Annotated in this window: 15 protein-coding genes; 5 read left to right on the top strand and 10 right to left on the bottom strand. The window is 62.0% G+C overall.

Features of this window, described 5'->3' with window-relative positions:
• Positions 1–82: 82 nt before the first annotated feature.
• From PLJ71_04835 to PLJ71_04810, 6 genes are read right to left on the bottom strand one after another with little or no spacing between them, the layout of a single operon-like run.
• Positions 83–979: a 1,4-dihydroxy-2-naphthoate polyprenyltransferase gene (locus tag PLJ71_04835; GenBank protein ID HQM47990.1), complete on the bottom strand. Its 897-nt coding sequence runs from the start codon at positions 977–979 to the stop codon at positions 83–85.
• Positions 980–1,034: 55 nt separating this feature from the next.
• The gene (gene menB, locus PLJ71_04830) at positions 1,035–1,856 is read right to left on the bottom strand and encodes a 1,4-dihydroxy-2-naphthoyl-CoA synthase (protein ID HQM47989.1); all 822 of its coding nucleotides are present in this window, start codon (positions 1,854–1,856) and stop codon (positions 1,035–1,037) included.
• Positions 1,857–1,888: 32 nt separating this feature from the next.
• Positions 1,889–2,704 (bottom strand): 2-succinyl-6-hydroxy-2,4-cyclohexadiene-1-carboxylate synthase, encoded by an 816-nt coding sequence (gene menH / locus PLJ71_04825; GenBank protein HQM47988.1) that lies wholly within the window; start codon positions 2,702–2,704, stop codon positions 1,889–1,891.
• A 21-nt stretch (positions 2,705–2,725) separates the two neighbouring features.
• Positions 2,726–4,480 carry a 2-succinyl-5-enolpyruvyl-6-hydroxy-3-cyclohexene-1-carboxylic-acid synthase gene (menD, locus tag PLJ71_04820; protein HQM47987.1) on the bottom strand — a complete coding sequence of 585 codons (1,755 nt, stop codon included), beginning with the start codon at positions 4,478–4,480 and terminating at the stop codon, positions 2,726–2,728.
• On the bottom strand, positions 4,473–5,858 hold the full coding sequence (locus PLJ71_04815) for an isochorismate synthase (GenBank protein HQM47986.1): 1,386 nt from the start codon (positions 5,856–5,858) through the stop codon (positions 4,473–4,475). Before PLJ71_04815 ends, menD begins: the two co-directional genes overlap by 8 nt.
• A gap of 17 nt (positions 5,859–5,875) precedes the next feature.
• Positions 5,876–6,559, bottom strand: coding sequence for a ubiquinone/menaquinone biosynthesis methyltransferase (locus tag PLJ71_04810; protein ID HQM47985.1), 684 nt, complete (start codon positions 6,557–6,559; stop codon positions 5,876–5,878).
• Between the two features lie 398 nt (positions 6,560–6,957).
• On the opposite strand from PLJ71_04810, the gene PLJ71_04805 reads away from it, so the two are divergent.
• Complete coding sequence (locus tag PLJ71_04805) at positions 6,958–7,785, top strand: metallophosphoesterase (GenBank protein ID HQM47984.1); 828 nt, start codon at positions 6,958–6,960, stop codon at positions 7,783–7,785.
• A gap of 87 nt (positions 7,786–7,872) precedes the next feature.
• Here PLJ71_04805 and PLJ71_04800 read toward each other — a convergent pair whose 3' ends face one another.
• A complete protein-coding gene (locus PLJ71_04800) occupies positions 7,873–11,493 on the bottom strand; it encodes a homocysteine S-methyltransferase family protein (GenBank protein HQM47983.1) in 3,621 nt (1,206 codons plus the stop codon).
• Positions 11,494–11,706: 213 nt separating this feature from the next.
• Entirely contained in the window at positions 11,707–12,414 is a 708-nt protein-coding gene (locus PLJ71_04795) for a metallophosphoesterase (GenBank protein ID HQM47982.1), read from the bottom strand.
• A gap of 104 nt (positions 12,415–12,518) precedes the next feature.
• Here PLJ71_04795 and PLJ71_04790 point away from each other — a divergent pair, with 104 nt between their 5' ends.
• Both PLJ71_04790 and PLJ71_04785 read left to right on the top strand, forming a co-directional pair.
• Positions 12,519–13,466: an SDR family oxidoreductase gene (locus tag PLJ71_04790; protein HQM47981.1), complete on the top strand. Its 948-nt coding sequence runs from the start codon at positions 12,519–12,521 to the stop codon at positions 13,464–13,466.
• A 40-nt stretch (positions 13,467–13,506) separates the two neighbouring features.
• The gene (locus PLJ71_04785; protein HQM47980.1) at positions 13,507–14,895 is read left to right on the top strand and encodes a sulfatase-like hydrolase/transferase; all 1,389 of its coding nucleotides are present in this window, start codon (positions 13,507–13,509) and stop codon (positions 14,893–14,895) included.
• Positions 14,896–14,924: 29 nt separating this feature from the next.
• Here PLJ71_04785 and PLJ71_04780 read toward each other — a convergent pair whose 3' ends face one another.
• Positions 14,925–15,836: a sensor domain-containing diguanylate cyclase gene (locus tag PLJ71_04780; protein ID HQM47979.1), complete on the bottom strand. Its 912-nt coding sequence runs from the start codon at positions 15,834–15,836 to the stop codon at positions 14,925–14,927.
• Positions 15,837–15,963: 127 nt separating this feature from the next.
• Positions 15,964–16,650 carry a DUF1080 domain-containing protein gene (locus tag PLJ71_04775; protein ID HQM47978.1) on the bottom strand — a complete coding sequence of 229 codons (687 nt, stop codon included), beginning with the start codon at positions 16,648–16,650 and terminating at the stop codon, positions 15,964–15,966.
• A 283-nt stretch (positions 16,651–16,933) separates the two neighbouring features.
• Between PLJ71_04775 and PLJ71_04770 the strand changes: the two genes are divergently transcribed.
• Positions 16,934–17,635, top strand: a complete 702-nt coding sequence (locus tag PLJ71_04770) for a DUF1080 domain-containing protein (protein HQM47977.1) — start codon at positions 16,934–16,936, stop codon at positions 17,633–17,635.
• Between the two features lie 32 nt (positions 17,636–17,667).
• The gene (locus tag PLJ71_04765; GenBank protein HQM47976.1) at positions 17,668–19,563 is read left to right on the top strand and encodes a glycosyltransferase family 39 protein; all 1,896 of its coding nucleotides are present in this window, start codon (positions 17,668–17,670) and stop codon (positions 19,561–19,563) included.
• Positions 19,564–19,786 lie beyond the last annotated feature (223 nt).

The following is a 19,786-nucleotide window of genomic DNA, read 5'->3' as shown; positions in this document are numbered from 1 at the left end:
CGCGAAGTGCAGATGCCGTTGGGCAGCACCAGCGGCCGCATAAGCGGCAGATCGTAAAGGTAGGTCTCTGCGCGGACAATCCTCATACGAGCCAACCCAGGGAGAATAGAATGCTGAAGAGCAGCAGCAGACCGCCGGTCTGGGCCAGGGTCCGGTTCAGCGCGAGACCGTCACGCTGTGTGAACACGGTGCGAATCGCCGGCGCGGCGAGAAAGACCAGCGCCGCCGGCGTGACCATGAACCACAGGTTGTTCTCGCGCACGTAGAAGTACACCGGCACACCCACGCACGCGCCAATTACGCAAAACAGGTACTCGGCGCGCGCGAATCCCGGGCCGAATCGGACGGCCAGGGTCTTTTTGTTCGCCTTGCGGTCTTCGTCCACGTCCCGCAGATTGTTCACGGTAAGCAAGGCCACCGAGAGCAGGCCGGGGCCTAGACTCGCGACAAATGGCGCCGCGCCGCGCAACTGGAGCGTCTGCAGGTAATACGTCCCGACGACAGCCACAGGCCCAAAGAACACCAGCACAAACAAGTCGGCAAGACCGGTATACCCTAGTGGATATGGTCCCGCCGTATAGAGAATGCCCGACGCAATCGAAAGCAGCCCGATGGCGATGAAAGGCCATCCCCCCCGCCACACAATGTATGTGCCCGGCAGGAAAACGAGCAGAAACGTCACCATGGAAGCGCGCAGCACATGGACAGGCTTGACCAGCCCCGACTGCGCCGCGCGAAGCGGACCTTTCCGTTCCGCGGTGTCGGCCCCCTTCAGATAATCGAAATAGTCGTTGGCGAAATTCGTGGCGATTTGGATCAGCACCGCCCCGAGGAGCGCGCACATCGCCGCGGGCAGATGAATGCCTCCGTCGGGAAATGCGATAGCCGTGCCGACGCAAACGGGGGAGACGGCCGCCGCAAGCGTCTTGGGGCGCGCCGCTTCTATCCAGGCGTCAGCGTGTGTGAATCCGTCAGCCATAGTGCTTTGAACCGCATGAGGCGGCCCGTAACCCCGGCATTGGGGCCTCGCTCCTCTACGGATACCTCGGATACTTGCTGAAATCGGGCGGCCGTTTCTCATTGAACGCATTCCGGCCCTCTTGCGCCTCGGGCGTCTGGTAGAACAGGAGCGTCGCGTTCCCGGCGAGTTCCTGGAGCCCTGCCTGGCCGTCGCAATCCGCATTCAGCGCGGCCTTGAGACACCGCAGCGCGGTCGGCGAGTTGCGCAATATCTCGCGGCACCACTGCACGGTTTCCTCCTCGAGCCGCTCATAAGGCACGACTGCGTTGACGAGCCCCATATCCAGCGCCTCCGAGGCGGTGTACTGACGGCACAGGAACCAGATCTCGCGGGCCTTTTTCTGCCCCACGATCCGGGCCAGGTAGCTGGCCCCATAGCCCCCGTCAAACGAGCCCACTTTCGGGCCGGTCTGCCCGAAGATGGCGTTTTCGGCGGCGATGGTCAAGTCGGCCATCACGTGAAGGACGTGCCCCCCGCCGATGGCATAGCCGGCTACCATGGCGATGATGGGCTTGGGGCAGGTCCGCATCTGGCGCTGAAAATCGAGAACATTCAGGCGGTGCCGGCCCGATTTGTCGACGTACCCCGCCTCGCCCCGGATTCTCTGGTCGCCTCCTGAGCAGAATGCCTTCTCGCCCTCGCCCGTGAGAATGATTACCCCGATAGCATCGTCAAACCGGGCATCCGAAAGGGCCTTCGACATCTCGTCGACAGTCAGCGGCCGGAACGCATTCCGCACCTCCGGCCGGTTGATAGTGATCTTCGCTATCCCTTCCGCCTTCTCGTACGTGATATCCGTAAACTCGCCCGCGGACTTCCATTGAACGCTCAACATACATACAACTCCCGGATTTTGGGGCACAACGGCTACAGCGCGGCGCCTTCGCGCAGATCATCAAGCAGACCCTGCAAGAGCCTAGTATAGTCCGTGGGTTTTTCGAAGTGCACGTTGTGCCCCGCATCGGGCATGACCGCCATCGCCGCGCGGGGGATCATCTCGCACATCGACTCGGCGAGAGTGCGGTATTTCGGGTCGCGTTCCCCAACGACGAGCAAGACGGGGGCGGCTATTCCGTGCAACGCATCCCACAGCGAAGGCTGGGCCCCCGTACCCATCCCGCGCAGGACCCTCGCCAGTTCGCGGGGATTGTTCATGCGCCGGCGCTCGAGCAATTCCTCGAACCGGCTGCCGTGCTTGCGCAGGGTTTCAAACAGGGGCCTGGCATACCACTGACGGAGAAACGTCTCCCAATTCCCTGTCTCCAGCTCCTCCGCGAGGCGGTCATCGCGTTCCCGGCGCTCGGCACGTTCCCTCTCGGTGCGGAGACCCGGCGAGGCCGATTCCATGATCAGTCCCTCGATGCGCTCACCATATTCCACGGCTAGATAGAGCCCGAGCCGGGCGCCCATCGAGTAACCCACAACGAAGAAGCGTCCCGGCGACACGCGGTCCATCAGATGCATCACGTCGCGAGACACCGCCGCCATGGTGTACGCGGCGGAATCGCTGCGCACCGGCGTATACCCATGACCCGGAAGGTCAATGAGAACGCAGCGGCAGGCGCGCGACAAGTCTTGCGCAATGAGACGCCAATCCTCGCCGGAACCCATGAAGCCGTGCAGGAACAGGACCGTCACGTTCCCGGTTGGGTTCAGCACAACGTAATGCAGTTCGCGTGTCATGGCCTTCTGCCCGGTCTTGCGTCAGGCTCGAAGAGCATCGAGCGCCTGCGCATCAATCGTTTCGTGCAGCACCGCATTTTCCGCACGGCTGGTCCGGATTTCGATAAGGGTGGATTGAGAGCGTTCAAGCGCTGCCATGTACTCATCCCTGAACGCCGCGAGCGAGTCCGGTTTCGCATACGCCACTCCGAACATGCCCGCGGCAGATTCAAACGTAAGACCGTGGGGTGTCGCGAAATACGGTTCAAAGGCCTCCTGGTGCGCGGTTACCGGTAGAAAATGAAAAATGCCCCCGCCGTCGTTGTTGAGCACCACAAGAACCACGGGCGTGCGCGTTTCACGCAACAAAGCCAGGCTGTTCAGGTCGTGAAGCGCCGCCAGATCGCCGAGAATCGCCGTGATGGGGCGTTTGGCGCCGAACGCCGCGCCCGCCACCGTGGCGATGTTACCGTCGATGCCGCTTACACCGCGGTTGGCGAAAACCACCGGCCGGGCCCCGTTTGCCTGCGTATAACGTTGCGTGTCCCGGACGGGCATGCTGTTGCCCAGGAACAACCCGTCCGATTCGCGCACGAGCCCTGCGATACAGCGCGCGATCGCCGGCTCCGTCAAACCACGGTCTGCGGCGAAATACGCGTCCAGCGAGCCCGCGACGCGCCTCTCGCACTCGCGCATGTACTCCAGCCACAAGGAGTCTTTCACCTTGAGGCCCGCGGTAGATAGCACCTCGCATGCGCGGGGAATGTCCGCCTCGATTCGTAACGTGACCGTATGGCCGGGGTCGTCGCGCCCGGGATGATCCGCTATCCGCACGTGGTGACGCGGCCGAACGCGCTCAAGCCACGTCTGGAACCATTTCGAAACCATCGATCCACCCAAATGAATCAAGAGGTCGGGCGCAAATCGTGACGCAATTTCAGGAGAAGACAACAACACGTCGAAATGGCTTATGGCGAATTCGGCCTCGAACCCCAGCCGAAGCCCCGAAGCTACCCCCGGCAAGATGGGACATTCCAGTTTACGTGCCAGCGACACGGCCGCGCCGCGCTCGTCTGCACGGTCGAGTTGGCCTATTGCGATGACAGGCCTGTGCGCTTCGTTCGCCGCCGCGCCGAGGAGAAGCGCGGCCTCCTTGCTCACGCTCCGGCACACGGGCGCGTAGGACGTGCGGGGCTCGTTGGACGCACGCCAAAGTGAGTCAGCCCAGACATCCAGCCCGGCTCCCCCATCACTGGAGACCAACGGTTCCCGATACGGGCAGTTGAGATGCACGGGGCCTCTCTCGGGAATCCTGGCACGCTGTACAGCCTGGTCGGCCGTCGTCAGCACAAACGACGGGGGGATCGCCCGGCTCGGACACGGCAAATCAAAGCGCCAGCGGGTGTACGAACCGAACATCCCGGGCTGGCATATCGTTTGATTCGCCCCTGTATCGAGCAGCTCGGGAGGACGGTCGGCCGTGAGCACAATCATGGGGATGCGCGACAGGGCCGCCTCGATAATCGCCGGGTAATAGTTGGCGGCGGCCGTTCCCGACGTGCAAATCAGCGCAGCCGGTCTCTCACAGGCCCGGGCATACCCCAAGGCGAAAAACCCCGCGCCCCGTTCGTCATAATGCGTTACGGAGCGCGCGCCGGCGTTCCTCGCTGCCGCCAGCGCAAGCGGCGCGGAGCGGGAACCGGGGGAAATGCAAAACGTGTCCACGCCGTTGCGCACCAGCTCCTCGACCAGCAGGCCGGCCCAGAGTTGGTTCAGCGTCTCGGCGGTTTCAGTCATTGTGTCCGGTGAGTGCGCCCAGCGCGTTGCTCAGCTTGGTTTCGATTTCACTCCATTCACCCTCTGGCGTGGAACCGTCGACGATTCCCGCGCCAGAGTATAACGACAGGGTGTTCCCATGCACCAGCCCCGAGCGTATCGCCACCGCAAACTCGCCGGATTCCGGTCCGGCCCATCCCACCGGTCCCGCGTACCAGCCCCGGTCGAAGGGTTCGTGTTCCCGAATGCAGGCCAGCGCCTTGTCCGTCGGCATGCCGCCCACCGCCGGGCTCGGATGCAATGCCTGCATTACGGCCGCATCCGAAATATTCTCCCTCAAGATCCCCTCCAACGGGCAGATGAGATGTTGGCACTTGGGCAGCTTCAGCACGGATATCTCAGAAGCGGCGTACACGCTCCTGCACAGGCCGTCGAGCGCCTCGCGGATTGCCCGAGCCACGAACGCGTGTTCGCGGCGGTCCTTATCGCTCGTGAGCAATTCACGGGCCAGGGCATCGTCTTCCGCCTCGGTAGCGCCTCGCGGCCGGGTACTGGCAACGGCTTCGCTTTCAACATGGCGGCCATGCCGGCTGTACAGCCGTTCCGGGGTGGCGCCCAGAAACGCGGTCCCGGGCTCGGGCTCGAAATAGAACTGGTATGTGGCAGCCGTCCGCGCCACAATCCGCGCGAGCAGGGCCAAAGGGTCCATCGGCGCATCGAACGCGAACACGGAGCGTCTGGCCAGAACTACCTTCCCGATATCCCCTCGCCCGATGCCCCGCAAGGCTTCCCGCACGCCCGCTGTCCAACCCGCCAGGTCAGGGATATCGACCCGCTGCCGGGGAGGCGGCATCGCGTCCGCCGAGGTATCCTCGGGAAAAACGAGCGCATCCAGGCCTTCGAGCGCTTCACCGCGTACCCGGTTGCAGTCGTCACCGCTCCGAAGAAGAATATTGCACACCAGGTAGGAATGCGTCCCGTGATTCTCGAGTTGAAACCGCGGCAATACGAAACGGTAGGTGCCGAACGGCGCCCATTCACTGGAGGTCCTATTCGAGGGATCGAACGCCATGCCTCCGTAATATCGAAGATTGGGATGCGCCGACGCCAAGTCACGCTGCAGCTCGGGAAACACGGTTTCAACGTGTCCGTCATTCGAGGTAATGGCGTCCGCGACCCCCGTTCCTGCGGCCTGGACCGTATGTTCGCGGTCTGCCCAGTAGATACGGGCGCCGGCCTCCTGCGCGCGGAGCCATGCCAGCGCGTCTGTATACGCGATGGGCGCCTCGACTCGAAGCCCCTGGGGGAACGCCGGGAGACCGGTACAGGCAGTCCGTACCGCCTGGCATACCAGCGATGCCAACATGTCCTTCGCGCTATCCGGCTCGAGCGCCTTCAAGTGCGGCTCCTTCCCTTTCATGTCATGCCGACCTGACGCTCGCCTTGATAGATCGTCGCGATACCAAACGTCCGGGGCATCGCGCGGGCATTTCGGAAGCCTGCGTCACGCATGAGTTGGCAAAAGGCTTCGCCGCACGGAAAACTCTCTATCGTGCGATCGAGATACTCATAGGCAGCGCTGTCCCCTGAGACGTACCCGGCGATGCGCGGCATGACATGACGCAGATAGAAGAGATGCACCCACCTCACAGGCCGCCGGGGCATCGAAAACTCGAGGATCAGCAAACGGCCTCCGGGTTTCAAGACCCGCCGCGCCTCACGCAACACCCCGACGATATCCTCCATGTTCCGAATGCCGAAACCCATGGTGACCGCATCAAAAATGCCGCTCCTTAGCGCAATGGAGGCGGCATCCCCGCGAATTACGTGCACGGAACCGGCCGTTTGACGGCTACGCAGCTTCTCCATGCACCTCGACAGCATCTTGCCCGCCATGTCCAGCCCCACAACCGGCCGGGCACGCGGCCTTTCGTCAAGGATGGCGAGCAGCATGTCGCCGGTGCCGGTGGCCAAGTCCAGGATTCGCAGTTCCTCGCCGTCCGGCAGCATGCGCGCCACTTGCCTGCGCCAGGCAACGTCGCGCCGCAAAGACAAGACGCGGTTCAGAAAATCGTAACACCCCACGATGCGGTCAAACATGCGCCAGGTTTCCCTTCTCGAGAGAAACGCACGGCTATGGGAAATGACATCATCCGCCACCAACGGGTTTCCTTTCGAACAACATGGGCGGAGGCCGACACCAGACAACGTCCGCGCTCGGCCTTGACTCGGCCAGCTCGAGCGCCTGCCGCCCTCGAAATTCTCGCACGTCACGCCCGCAATGTACAACGCGCGCAGAGCGTAACAGGAAGCCGCTCTCATGACGCCTGCCCGGTTTGCGTTCCGCGCCTCCCTGTTGCCCCGCAAACGGCGAAACGTCCAGTTGACTTCATTGCGGTCCAGAGGAAACAATGGGAAGAAATGGGACTTGAATGAGGTTATACCAGAAATAGGCGGAGCGTAAGGAGCGACACCACTCACATCGGGGGAGCGAACGCATGAGATTCACGCGCAGACAGTTCCTCGGACTCACGGCGGCGCTGGGACTCGCCTCGTGCGCCAAGGTCAAGAAAATCGTCCCGGATATCAACCTCGCCCGGCTCAAACCGAGTTTCGGGGGCGGCAATTTCACGGTGGCCGCCATCAACGACCTCCACGTCCTCGATACCAAGAGCGCCGGCATCGTCAACGAGGCCGTCAAAAGCATCAATTCGGACAAGAGGGTCCAGTTCACGGTAGTCCTGGGCGATATCTCTACGGGCGGCCGCTACGAAGAACTCAAACTTGCAAAGGTGGCGCTCGACCGCCTTGAAAAACCCTGCTTGGCCATCCCCGGAAACCACGACGTCGACATGAGGGCCAAAGACATATTCGGCAACTTCACCACGGCCTACGGCCCCGTCCATTGGGACGAGGGAGAAGAGGGCTGGCTGTTCATCGGGCTGAATTCGTGCGAGGGGTCGGAGAGCGACGTGACCATCCCGCCCAGCGAACTCGACTGGCTCGGGAAGACCCTCGGAAAAGTGAACCGCGGACGGCCAATCGCGCTCTTCGCCCATCATCCCTTCAATCCCAACACAAAGGCGTATCGCGTCAAGAATGCGGACGACGTCCTCGGCATGTTCGCGCAACACAACCTCAAACTGGTCGCCGCGGGTCACTATCACGGAAACCAGGTCGAAGAACAGAATGGCATCCTGTTCACGACCACCGCATGCTGCTCCTCCACCCGCGATAACTTCGATAAGACCCCCGAAAAGGGCTACCGTCTCTTTCATATTGTTGATGAGACCGTAGAAACCGAGTTCGTCGTGGTCCGGAACTGAATCGGCATGGAACCGCCCCGGCCGGGCGAGCCAATGGACGGCAAGAGGGCCCGCCCTGCTCAAGGTCAGGCCTTTGCCCGCGGTTGATCACGTATACCGTGCGTCAGGATGGAAACACACCACCGCCGCGGTGCTGCCCGTAGGAGCGAACTCGCCCGCATCCGTAACGCGGACGCCCACCCGCTCCGTCGCGCCCAAGAGGGCGAGAATCGTCTTGTTGTAATGCGAATCGGCCATGGCCGGATACCCGGGCGACCACCGGATTCCCTGGTCCGGCGCGGCCCCCATACGGTCGCGCAGCATGGCATGCACCCGGTCAGCCATATCTTCCGCGACGCGATCCGACAGCCCTTGCAGATACAACACGGCCTCGGAGTTGCCCTCGGCCTTGAACGCGGCAATCTGAGCCTCGACCTGGGGACCGCTGGTCGTGAGCTGGACGCCGATGGCGTCCACTTTGCCCGACGCGCGCGGGTAGAAGTACTGGGCCGCGCAAATGGTGTCTTTGCGCCGCGACCCGACCACCCGCGTGAACCCGAAACGGCAGACTTCCACGCCGAAATCCTCCGGCTCGTAGACAATGACCTCATCACCGTCGGATTGGCAGGGGTAGATGCCGCATACGCCCTGTGGAACAATCCACTTGCCCTTGTCCGCTTTGTCGATCCATTCCTCGAAGAGCGCCCCGAGCTTCTCGGCGGTCTCGCCGCGTTTCTCACGGCCCACGGTGCCGCCAAACTTCCAGTTCAAACCAAACAAGGTCCTGGTGTCCAGGTAGGGCGCCAGCTGCCGCAGCGAATAGCGTAATACCTCGCAACGGAACCGCGGCGAATCCGGTACGCGGTGTTTCTCAAAGCTGATGGCCCGGGGCGCAAGGTCCCGCAACAGACGTGTCTCCTCGCCGCGCATCTTCTCCGCGCGTTCAAGGTTCGCGAGCAGCTTCTCGCGGTTTGGTTCCAGGATGGCGGCGCGCTCCCGCGTGCCCACCCACTTGTTCATCACGTTCACGCCATCCATGGCCGTGGGGCAATAGAACACGTTGGACCGGAGCTGCGCCGGATCTTCGTGACCGGCCATGGCAACGTACGCCGCGTGCCGCCAGTTCACCGGCGCGCCTCCCACCAGAACCGGCACCTCCGCGATGCCCTGTTCCTCCATCATGCGGGAAACCGCAATCATGTGGTTCGAGGTCTGCACCAAGAGGGCCGACATGCCGATCGCAGTGGCGTTGTATTCTTTCGCCGCGTCGATATACGCCTGGAGAGGCGTCATCACGCCCAGATCGATTACTCGGTACCCGTAGTTCTCAAAGAGCGTCTTTGCGAGATCTTTGCCTATCGAGTGGACGTCCTGGTGGACGGTTCCGAGCACGACCGTACCCTTGTATTCGACCTTGTCGTGCACGTCGATCCCGGCCGACCGTCTCATGTACGCCTCGAGAAATCCCATGACCTGCTTCATCACGTCTGCCGACTTGAGCAGATGCGGCAACGAAACCTCCCCGCGTGCAAAGCCATCGCCAAGCTCGTTCATGGCTTTCATCAGGTAGCTGTTGATGAACTCGAGAGGGTCGCGGCGCTGAATCACTTCCGCCGTTTGCACGACGATACGATCCATGTGCGCGTAACTGTTCCCGCCCACCTCGACGACACCGTCCGCCCGCTCTTTATAGCCGTCCTTGATCTTCTCGCAGATGGCGTCCTCGGCTTCCAGGCCGTCGTACGACGACCGCCGGCGCGCTTCGACGCCCTTCTTGCGGTCGGCAATGTCCTCCAACTCCTCGAAAGCGTCCATGTCGTGTTCAAGGATCACCCGCAGCCCCAGCCTGTAGTCCTCCGGGTCCAGATCCTGCACGAAAACGTAGTGGTTGGGATTGATGATGGCCGCGTCCAGCCCGCGCTTTCGCGCCTCGTCCAGCCATACCGATGTCAAGACCTTGCGCATATACGGCTTGGCGGCAAGGCCGTTCGTCAGGTTGCCTACCCCGCATGTGGTGACCAGGCGCGCGTCAATGGCCTTGATGCCGGGAATGGCTTCGAGAGATTCCAGCGCGAAATTCGCCCCTTCCCGGGACTCCGACCCGATGGGGAACACGTTCATGTCGATCAAGAGCTGGTCGGGCGTGACGCCGTGCCTTGCCGCGCAGTCCACCACCTGCTTCGCCAACGCGATCTTCTGTTCCGCCGTGGCCCCGGGCCCCTCCGGCCCCGTCGCCAGCGCGATATAGACAGGATGATGCGCGGCCGTCGCTGTCAGTATCACGTCGGCCTTGGTCTGGCCTTCCGCGGCCTCCTCCATCGATATCGAGTTGATGATGGGCCTGCCCGGATAGACCTTGACGGCCTCCACAAGCGCGTCTATCGCGAACGAATCCAGGCTCATCGCGCCGTTGAAATCGGCCGTATGCCTGTGGACCACCTCCGTGAGAGCGGCAGCCGTGTTCACGACGTTCGAGTCCATGCATACGTCGATTATCCGCACACCCAGGTCCACGGTCTGTTCGCGGATGACCTCTTCGAGGACGTTGTGCTCGATGGGGCCGTCCCGTTCGACGGCTTCGCGAACCATCTTCGAACCGCGCACATTCAGCCGCTCGCCGATCGTGATAAGCCCGGCGGAACTGTCCAGCGCCACCGTCTGTTGCGGGCCGGAGACGAATACCGTGCGCTCGGGCTCGCGCGGAGTGGGCCGCAGGCCCGCGACCGCCGCCGCCATGGCCTCGGTGTGCTTGTGGGTCGTCCCGCAACACCCGCCGATAATACTGACGCCAAATTCGCGCACGTACCGGACCAGGTGCTCCGCCATTTCCTCCGGCGGGAACTTGAAAACCGTGCGGCCGTTTTCAGACACGGGCAACCCCGCATTCGGGATGACCGATATGGGCAACGGCGAATAGCGCGCGATCTTCTCGACGGTTCTGGCCATCAGGTCGGGACCGATGCTGCAGTTTATGCCGAACGTGTCTATGCCGATACCCGCCACCGTCACGAGGGCAGCGTGGATATCCGTGTTGAAGATCTGCATCTTCGAAAAGGCGTCTACCGTCACCTGGCACATGATGGGTAGCCGCTTGCCCCGTTCTCTCATGGCGTCGAGCGCGCCCATCACGGCGGCCTTCGTTTCCAGAATGTCCTGTTGGGTCTCGAAAAGCACGGCATCGGCGCCGCCATCCACCAGACCCAGCACTTGAACGCGGAAATTCGCCGCTATTTCGTCAAAGGTGGCCCGCTTAAGGTTCGCTTCCGTGCTCGAAACCACCCGGTTAGACGGACCCGCGGAACCGATGACGTACAAGGGCCGCCCGTCGTACGCGGCGTCTTTCGCGTAGCTTTCCCGGGCTTCGCACGCAATCTGTGCGGCGCGAACGTTTAGCCGGTACGCCAGGTCCTCGTACGAAATCGTTCGGATATCGGCATCGAAGGGCAGCGACGCGAAATGCTTCAGTTCCACCTTGCGAAAATCGTATTCGCTCAGCCGGAAAGGGGATGCCCCGAAGGTATTGGTCTCGACGGCATGCGCCCCGGCCGCATAATAGTGACGGTGAATATCAGCCAGAACGTCCGGCCGCGAGAACGTGATTATGTCCGAGAGCATACGGAATTCCGCCCCGCCGAAATCGCGGTCCGTAAGCCCGCGGGCCTGAATTTCGGTACCCATGGCGCCGTCAACAACCAGAATCCGATCTCTTAACGCTTCAAGGAATTGCATGTGCTCCGTGTTCTTTCGCTTGGACCGGCGCGATAAGGCCGGTAACGGGACTATCCGGGCGGTTCATGCCGGCAGGCCCTTCTTCTACTACTGATAGGCTACCCAACGCCTCCCGCGGCCGGCAATGACGCAGCAGTTGACCACGCTGCACACAAGGTTGAGTCGACCTCGAGGCTTGCGCGAGAAACGTCGCGCCCCGCGGGCCCGCGGCGGCTACGGCAATGCGTGCCCCCGCACTGCGACGGCCCCGCACGTCAACGTCACTTCCAGAAAACGAAACGGCTCCTCGCAAAGTGCTGGATTAACAATGCTGACGATGCCGCCGGCGTGCGCGATTTCAACGCCCGGATGGTAGTGGCCGCTGATGGCACACCCCACCCCCGTCGCCCGCATCATATCCAGAATCTCCAAAGCATTGGTGTAATTGTACGGACAACTGCACGCGCCCGGCTGAAATAACGGCACGTGCTGAACCGATACTACCGGCCCGTCGAAACCGGCCCGGGCCTCCTCAAGCCGCCGAAGGGATTCCGCGGGCCGGTACGCATTGTACTCCGGCGCCTCGGGATCCACGAACGGCACGAACCGCACTCCCTTGACATCAAGCCATCGGGGAAGCGGCTCAAACACCGTGTAGAAGGCCTCCGGCCCGGGATCGTGATTGCCCGGAATCGCCAGAACCGGCGCCTCGATGAGGTCGGCCTCCGGCCGCAGTTCCCGCAAGCACCGCAAACCCTCGCCGGTTTCTCCGGCATCCACCAGGTCCCCCAGAACCAGCACTACGTCAGGCGAGATGCGCTCGTTGACGAAATGAACGGCCTCCGCAAACAGCTCCTTCCCTCGCGAGAATTGCCGCTTACTCGAGTCTCGGCCATCCGTATCGAAATGAATGTCCGAGAGGATCGCAACCCTGCATTTCACTGCTCTTCCTTCCCAGGCGCGGGGGGCCGTCTTGTAAGAAATACGCGCTCGTTGCATAGCACCCCAGCCACAGGGATAATAGCGCGAGAACGGGGAGGAAAGGAATGTCACACGTCATCGTAAGCGGCGGAGCGGGGTTCATAGGGTCCCATCTGTGCGACAGGCTGCTCGACGAGGGGTGGGAAGTGACCGCGGTCGACAATCTTCTCACCGGCCGCCTCCAGAATATCAGACACCTAGATTCCAACCCGCGGTTCCACTTCCTCGAACACGACGTCACCCTCCCCTTTACGTGCAACGGACGCGTGGACTGCGTGATGCACCTGGCATCGCCGGCAAGCCCTCCTGATTTCAAAACCCTGCCCTTGCAAACCTTGCGGGCGGGCTCTTTCGGCACCCATTGCATGCTCGATTTGGCTCACGCACAGGGCGCGCGTTTCTTTCTTGCAAGCACCTCCGAGGTCTACGGCGATCCGCCGCCCGAACACCACCCCCAACGGGAAGAATACTGGGGCTACGTAAGCTGCACGGGGCTGCGAAGCGTCTACGACGAGTCCAAACGGTACGCAGAAGCGGCAACCATGGCCTACCACCGGGCCTGCGGCCTCGATACCCGGATCGTGCGCATCTTCAACACCTACGGGCCCCGCATGCGGCCCGACGACGGCCGCATCGTTACCAACTTCGCCTGTCAGGCCCTTCGGGGAGAACCGTTGACCGTATACGGGGAAGGGCAACAAACCCGAAGCTTCTGCTACGTTTCCGACCTGGTCGACGGCTTCGTCCGTCTCCTGCTCTCCGACGAAACCGGCCCCGTGAATCTAGGCACGCCCGAGGAATACACCGTGCTGCAGGTCGCCGAGATGATCATCGAGTTGACCGGAAGTTCGAGCGCGATCGTCTGCGTCCCCCAACCGTTTGAAGACGACCCTCGCCAGCGCAAACCCGATATCAGCAAAGCGCGCCGTGTCCTGGGATGGGAACCCAAAATCTCGTTGCTGGACGGTTTGCGCCGCACCATCGATTTTCTCAAGGGCGAACTGGCATTGTAGTGTTCATCCCGCTTCTATCCGCCGAATAAGGGGAAGAATCGTGACGCGACCGAACATTGTGTTAATCGTAGCCGATGATATGGGCTACGGGGATTTTGGCGTCTTCGGAGATGGCACACCCCGCACGCCCACCCTCGATCGCCTTGTTAGCGAGGGCATCTGCCTCACCCAGCACTATTCGGCCTCCGCCGTGTGCGCCCCGGCGCGGGCCGCGCTCCTGACCGGCCGCTATCCGCACCGCACCGGCGCTATCGACACCCTCGAGGGCAGGGGAAGCGACCGGCTCGCGCTACGCGAGGTCACCGTCGCCGACGCCCTCAAACGCGCCGGATACGCCACCGGACTGGTCGGGAAGTGGCACAACGGCGCTCTCGATCCCCGGTACCACCCCAACCGCCGGGGGTTCGACGAGTTCGCGGGATTCCGGGGCGGATGGCAGGATTACTACCAATGGCGCCTGGACTACAACGGCAGTTTGCACGACGCGGACGGGCGCTACCTGACCGATGTCTTGGCAGAGGAAGCCGCCGGCTTTATTCGCCGCCATCACGCCGGGCCTTTTTTTCTCATGGTCACGTTCAATGCCCCCCATTTCCCTCACCAAGTCCCCGAGGAAGAGAAAGCGCCCTTTGCCGAAACCGGCCGGCTCACGCGGGCCGTCAGCACCATCTACGGCATGAATGCCCGCATGGACAAAGGCGTCGCCCATATCGTCGAAACCCTCGAACGGTGCGGTCTGAGCACGAATACGCTGCTGATGTTTACCAGCGACAACGGCCCGGAGTTCGGCGGTCACGGCGAGGAATGCACTACCCGATACAACTGCAGCTTCAACGGGTGCAAAGGCAATGTCTACGAGGGCGGGATTCGCGTACCAATGATCCTGCGCTGGCCCGGCGGTCTGCCCGCTCGCGTGCGCTGCAACGCCTTCGTGCATTTCTGCGACTGGTTCCCGACGCTGCTTAATGTTGCGGGCGCACGGCATCCAGGACCGTTGCCCCTCGATGGGGTGGACGTACTGCCGGTCTTGCGGGCCGAAAAGGCGCCGGACATGCCACGCCGGTTCTGGCAATGGAACCGCTATACCCCCGTAAGAACCTGCGACGCCGCCGTGCGCGACGGCAACTGGAAACTGGTCCGCCCCTGCATCGCCGAGGCAATGACCCTCACCCAGGCCGATTGCGAAATCGACCGTGCTCTCAAGTACAACCATGGCCGGTTCGACGGTCTCGCCGGCGTGCCCGAACCTGTCCGGAACATCCCCGCGCCGCCCCTGCCCCAGCTCTTCAAGGTCGACGAGGACCCCTTTGAGCGCGAAGACCGAAACGCCGAGGAACCCGCCCGCACCGAGCGCATGCTGCGTGAATTGGACGCGTGGTTCGACGACGTCGAAGGGGAACGGAGACGCCTGCCTGAAGCCTATACCTGACCCGCCCGGCCATTGCGTTCACGGCAACGTCAGCCGCTGACCGTGACCCGGTTGCGCCCGTTCTGTTTGCTTTCGTACAGCATTCGGTCTGCCTGCTTGACGGCGGACGCCGGGGTATCGCCCTTCCCGCACAAATACACGCCCACCGAGATCGTTGCCCGGATCGTGTCTCCATTCAGATCGTGGCTCGCGTGAGCCACCAGCCGGCGAAGCCGGTTAGCGATCCGGACGGCGTTCGCGGCATCGCAAGAAGGGAGCAAGGCGATGAATTCTTCGCCGCCCCACCGCGCCAGGAAGTCGTAGCTGCGCATGGCGGCGCTCATGGTGCTCGCTACCATCTTGAGAACCACGTCGCCTACATCATGCCCAAAGGTGTCGTTAACCTTCTTGAAGTGGTCAATGTCTATCATCACTACCGCGAGACACGTCCCGCCGCGCGCCATTTCATCCAGTTTCTGGGCCAGCATACGCTCAGCGTACCGGCGGTTGCCAATGGCCGTGAGCGGGCAGATCAGCGCCTCTTCCCGCAATCGCTCCGTTTCCTCCAGGGCCGCCATCATCGGAGTCGCATCGAAGAATGTCTCGAGTCCGCCCAGAATGCGCCCCTCCGGGTCGTAAACGGGCGAAACGGTCACCTGCACCGGCAACCGGTGGCCGCTCTTGTGATGCAGATAAACGCGTGCTTCCCGCACTTGGCCGTCCGATATCGTCGCCGCGAGCGGGCACATGCCCTTGCACAGATGGTTGCCCTCTTCGTCAATGTGCACCAGAATATTGTCCGCGCAACACTTCCCCCCCACGTCCTCCGCCGCATATCCCGTGATGCGCTCCGCCGATTTGTTCCAGAACTGAATGCGGCGTTCCGTATCCACGAAATAGACCCCGTCATGCACCTTATCGAGCAGCAGACGCAGCAACGCGTTGTCGAATTCAGAAGCCATCTCTTCCCCTCCCGGATTCCAATGACTACATAGACGGGCCCCGCCGGCGAGCGCAAAGCCCCGCCCAACCCGACACGCCGCATGGCGGCTTCGCCGACTCACCGGCCCCTGACTTCACGCCGCGCAATCACAGCTTCTTCACGCGCATATTCCGGAACCACACCTCGTTTCCGTGGTCCTGCAGAAACAGGCTTCCCGTCACAGGCAACTCGTTGAGCGGCGTGGGAAACTTGCCGATCGGCATCGTCATCTTCGAAACATCCAGGTCCAGCACTTTCCAATTGTTCACGACCGCCACGATGTGCTTGCCCTGCACCGTCAAATCGAGGGAATTCCATTCGCCGGTCTTGTTCACCATGTTGAACATGGGCGCCGCTACGTCGTACAACGCTCCGCAACTGGAGTAGTTGGGATCTTCTCCATACGAATCGATGATCTGGATCTCCATACCCTTGAAGACGGGGTCCTCGGGAGCGGCGCGGAACATGAGCCCGCTGTTGGCTTTCACCGTCAGCTTGAACTCGAGATGCACCTGGAAATCCCCATAGGTGTCTCCGGTGTATTGAATGTAATGCGTCGGTTTGTGCCCGAAAATGTGCATCTGCCCATCTTGGAACTCGAACAGGTTTTCGGCATCTACCTTCCATAGCGTGGCGTTGTTCCCGTCGAACAAGTCCACCCAGCCTTCGCCGCTCGGAACGGACGTTACCTCTCCTGCGGGACGCGGCAGCGGCTCTTTCTCACCCGCGTACACTGTATCCACCCACAGAGCTGTCAACACGGCCAGCATGAGGATCGTGATAACCTTTCGCATGGTTACAGTCCTTTCTTGCCCGGGAACAGGGCACACTTGCCAACAAGAATAGCGCACTTGCCGCAACAAACGCACACCGGCGGCATTCATATCGCAGGGGTTGCCGGCCTTCAAGGGCGTACGCGGCCGCTTGTCTATACCCCATCCGGTTGACCTATACTGTTGCCGGAAATGGGACGGCGCCAAGCGAATGCGCGGCTGGCGGCTCTGCCCGCTTCCGTGCCGTAATCCGAAGGGGGCCGGACGGCTCATACGGGACCTGGCATGTGCGCAAGGATAACCAATGAAACGTAAACTCCTCGTGGAAATCGCCGCCGTCGCGCTGCTCATGGCTCTCCTCGTATGTGCCCTTTGGTTCTTCTGGGGCAAGGACCCCGTCCCCGAGGGCCAACCCACGCCGCCACCCCAAGGCGGCGGCTGGGTCAATCTCCTCGACGAAGAACGAGCCGGCGCATGGAAAAACGTCACCGACGACATGGACATCTTCGAGATCAAGGACGGCATCCTCCACATTTTCGGGCGCACCGTGTATCCCTTACGCTACGTGGGATACACCGCCGAGGATTTCGGCGATTTCGAACTGCATCTCGAGTTCAAGGTCGCCCGAAACGCCAACAGCGGGGTCTTCTTGCGCGCCCAACACGGCGATCCCCTGGCTCGGGGGTTCGAGGTCCAGGTACTCGAGGATTACGGCAAGAAACCTACCAAGAACCGGTCGGGCGCTATCTACGACGTAGTAACTCCCATGTTCAACATGTCGCGCCCGGCCAACGAGTGGAATTCATACGATATCACCGTACAGGGAGACGAGGTCGTCGTCTTCATGAACGGGTGGCGAGTCGTTCACACGGATTTCTCGAAGATGACCGTTCCTCTCGGGAAGTTTGACACGCCATACGCCGAACTCCCCCGCCAGGGTATGCTCATGCTCCAGGACCATGGGGGCGAGGTCTGGTACCGGAACATCGTCGTCAGGAAGCTCTGAATCCAACCGTTTCTGGACAGCGGAGAGGACTATTGAACGCGAAACACGCCCATTTGCTGTTTCTTCTCACCCTGGGAGCCGCGGTCTTCGTCCCGGCCATCGGCACGCACGACCTGTGGCCCGCCGACGAACCCCGCTACGCCCAAGTCGCACGCGAGATGCTCGAGTCCGGCGACTGTCTTACACTCCGGATCAACGCCGAACCCTATCTCGAGAAACCCCCGCTGCTGTTCTGGGCCATCGCCGCTGTGTCAAAACCGTTCGGCGACGTCTCGGCCATTTCAGCGCGCATTCCCTCTGTCGTGTCGGCCCTCGTGGTCGTTGCCCTTACGTACTTGCTTGCCGCACGGCTATACACACCCCGGGTCGCGTTCTGGTCCGCCCTGGTCCTCATGACCGCGAACCGGTTCTGGTGGCAGGCGACACACGCCCAGATCGACATGCTCTTGACCGCGTTCATGACAGGCTGTCTCTACGCGTTCTGGCGATGGCATCACGAGCGGCGCCCGGTCTGGCTGGCGGTCTTCTACGCATGCAGCGCCGCGGGAATGTATGCCAAGGGGCCCGTGGGGGTTATCTTCCCCCTGCTGCTCGTTTTCTCGTTCTATTGGAAACGTCCCGAATCGCGCAAGCAAACGCATTGGGTGCTGGGAATCCTCGCTGTGGCGCTTCTGATCGGGTTGTGGCTTATCCCCGCCCGCATCGTGGCCTCACGCGAAGCCGCCACGGCCGCCGAGGAAGCCATCGCATCGAACCTCTTTCACCAGACCGTCGGCCGGTTCTTACTTGGCGTGAGTAAGGCCCAATGGCCCTGGTACTATCTCGAAACCCTCCCCGTCGACTGGCTGCCGTGGACTCTGTTCCTGCCCTGGACCCTCTACTACGTCTGGAAACGGCGCAAGGAAAGCGCCGAAATGCGTTTCCTGCTCTGCTGGACCGTCCCCGCGTTCATCTTCTTCTCCATCAGTGTCGGGAAACGCGCCCTGTATCTGCTGCCCTTGTTCCCTGCAATGGCGGTGCTCATCGCCCGCAGCGTGCTCGACCTCATGGAAAGCGAGCACTCTATCTGGCGCCGGCGAACCGGCCTGGTCTGGGCCGTCGCGCTCCTCCTCGCCGCTGCCGGACCGTTAGCATTGAGGTTCTCAAAATACCCCGAAGCGTGGTCCCCCAGCCTGCTGGCATTCTCCGTATGCGCCGCGGTTTTCGGTCTCGTCACGCTCTGCCGTTGGGCACGCACCGACATGAAACAGCTCCACACGCTGATCGCCGCCCACTTCGCAGGACTCGCCATCATTGCCGCCCTCGCCGTCTTTCCCGTGGTCAATCAATTCAAATCCGCCCGCCAGTTCTGCCAGCCTGTCCGCCTTCTGGCCGAATCGGGCGCTCAATTCAACCTCTATTCCGTCGGATTCTCCCGCGAGGAATACGTTTTCTATTCCCACCATTTTCACACTGCCGTTCTCACGGACCTGCTCGAACTGGAGACGGACCCGCCCCTCGACCCGCGCGAGAACGCCGAGCTCCAAAAACGCATGAAGAAGAGCATTGCCGACGCCGTTGAAGAAGTGCCCATCAAAATCGCCAACACGGTCACGCCGGAAGAATTGCAGGCCCTCGAGGCCGCCATGAGAACCGCCGCCGACGATGAGGTCCCCCCCGAAATGCTCGAGCGGTTCCGCAACGCCTTGATCCGCGAAACCAACGCGTTTCTCAGCGTATTTGAATCCGACAACCCGGCGTTTCTGTTCGTGATGGAAAACGACTGGCGCTGGGTTCTGCCCATCCACCCGTCGGTCCGCACCTGCCCTATCGTCCGCAGCGAACAGGTAGGCAGCCGCTACGTGCTCCTCATAGCCAACGGCGCCGGCGCCGCACTCCTCGAAAAATACGCCATCGACATCAAGATAAAGCACCCCGGCGCCGCATGAACCGCTCCTGCCCGCCCCCTTGCCCGCGGAGGCCGTTCAGTATGGTGGCGATTCCCTGGCGCGATGATTATTCACTCTTGCGGCCGCAAGGCCTCCAATTGGAAAGATGCAGGCCAGACGCCTGCGCTGCCGTCTGTCCGAGGGTCCCCTCAGCTCCGGCGTCGTCGAGACGGTTCGCAACCATGTCGTCGAGCGGGAAACGGCTCAGTTCGAGCTGACGGTT

It is taken from the genome of Candidatus Hydrogenedentota bacterium (assembly GCA_035416745.1).
Taxonomy (GTDB): domain Bacteria; phylum Hydrogenedentota; class Hydrogenedentia; order Hydrogenedentales; family SLHB01; genus UBA2224.
This window is presented reverse-complemented; position numbering and strand designations above follow the sequence as displayed.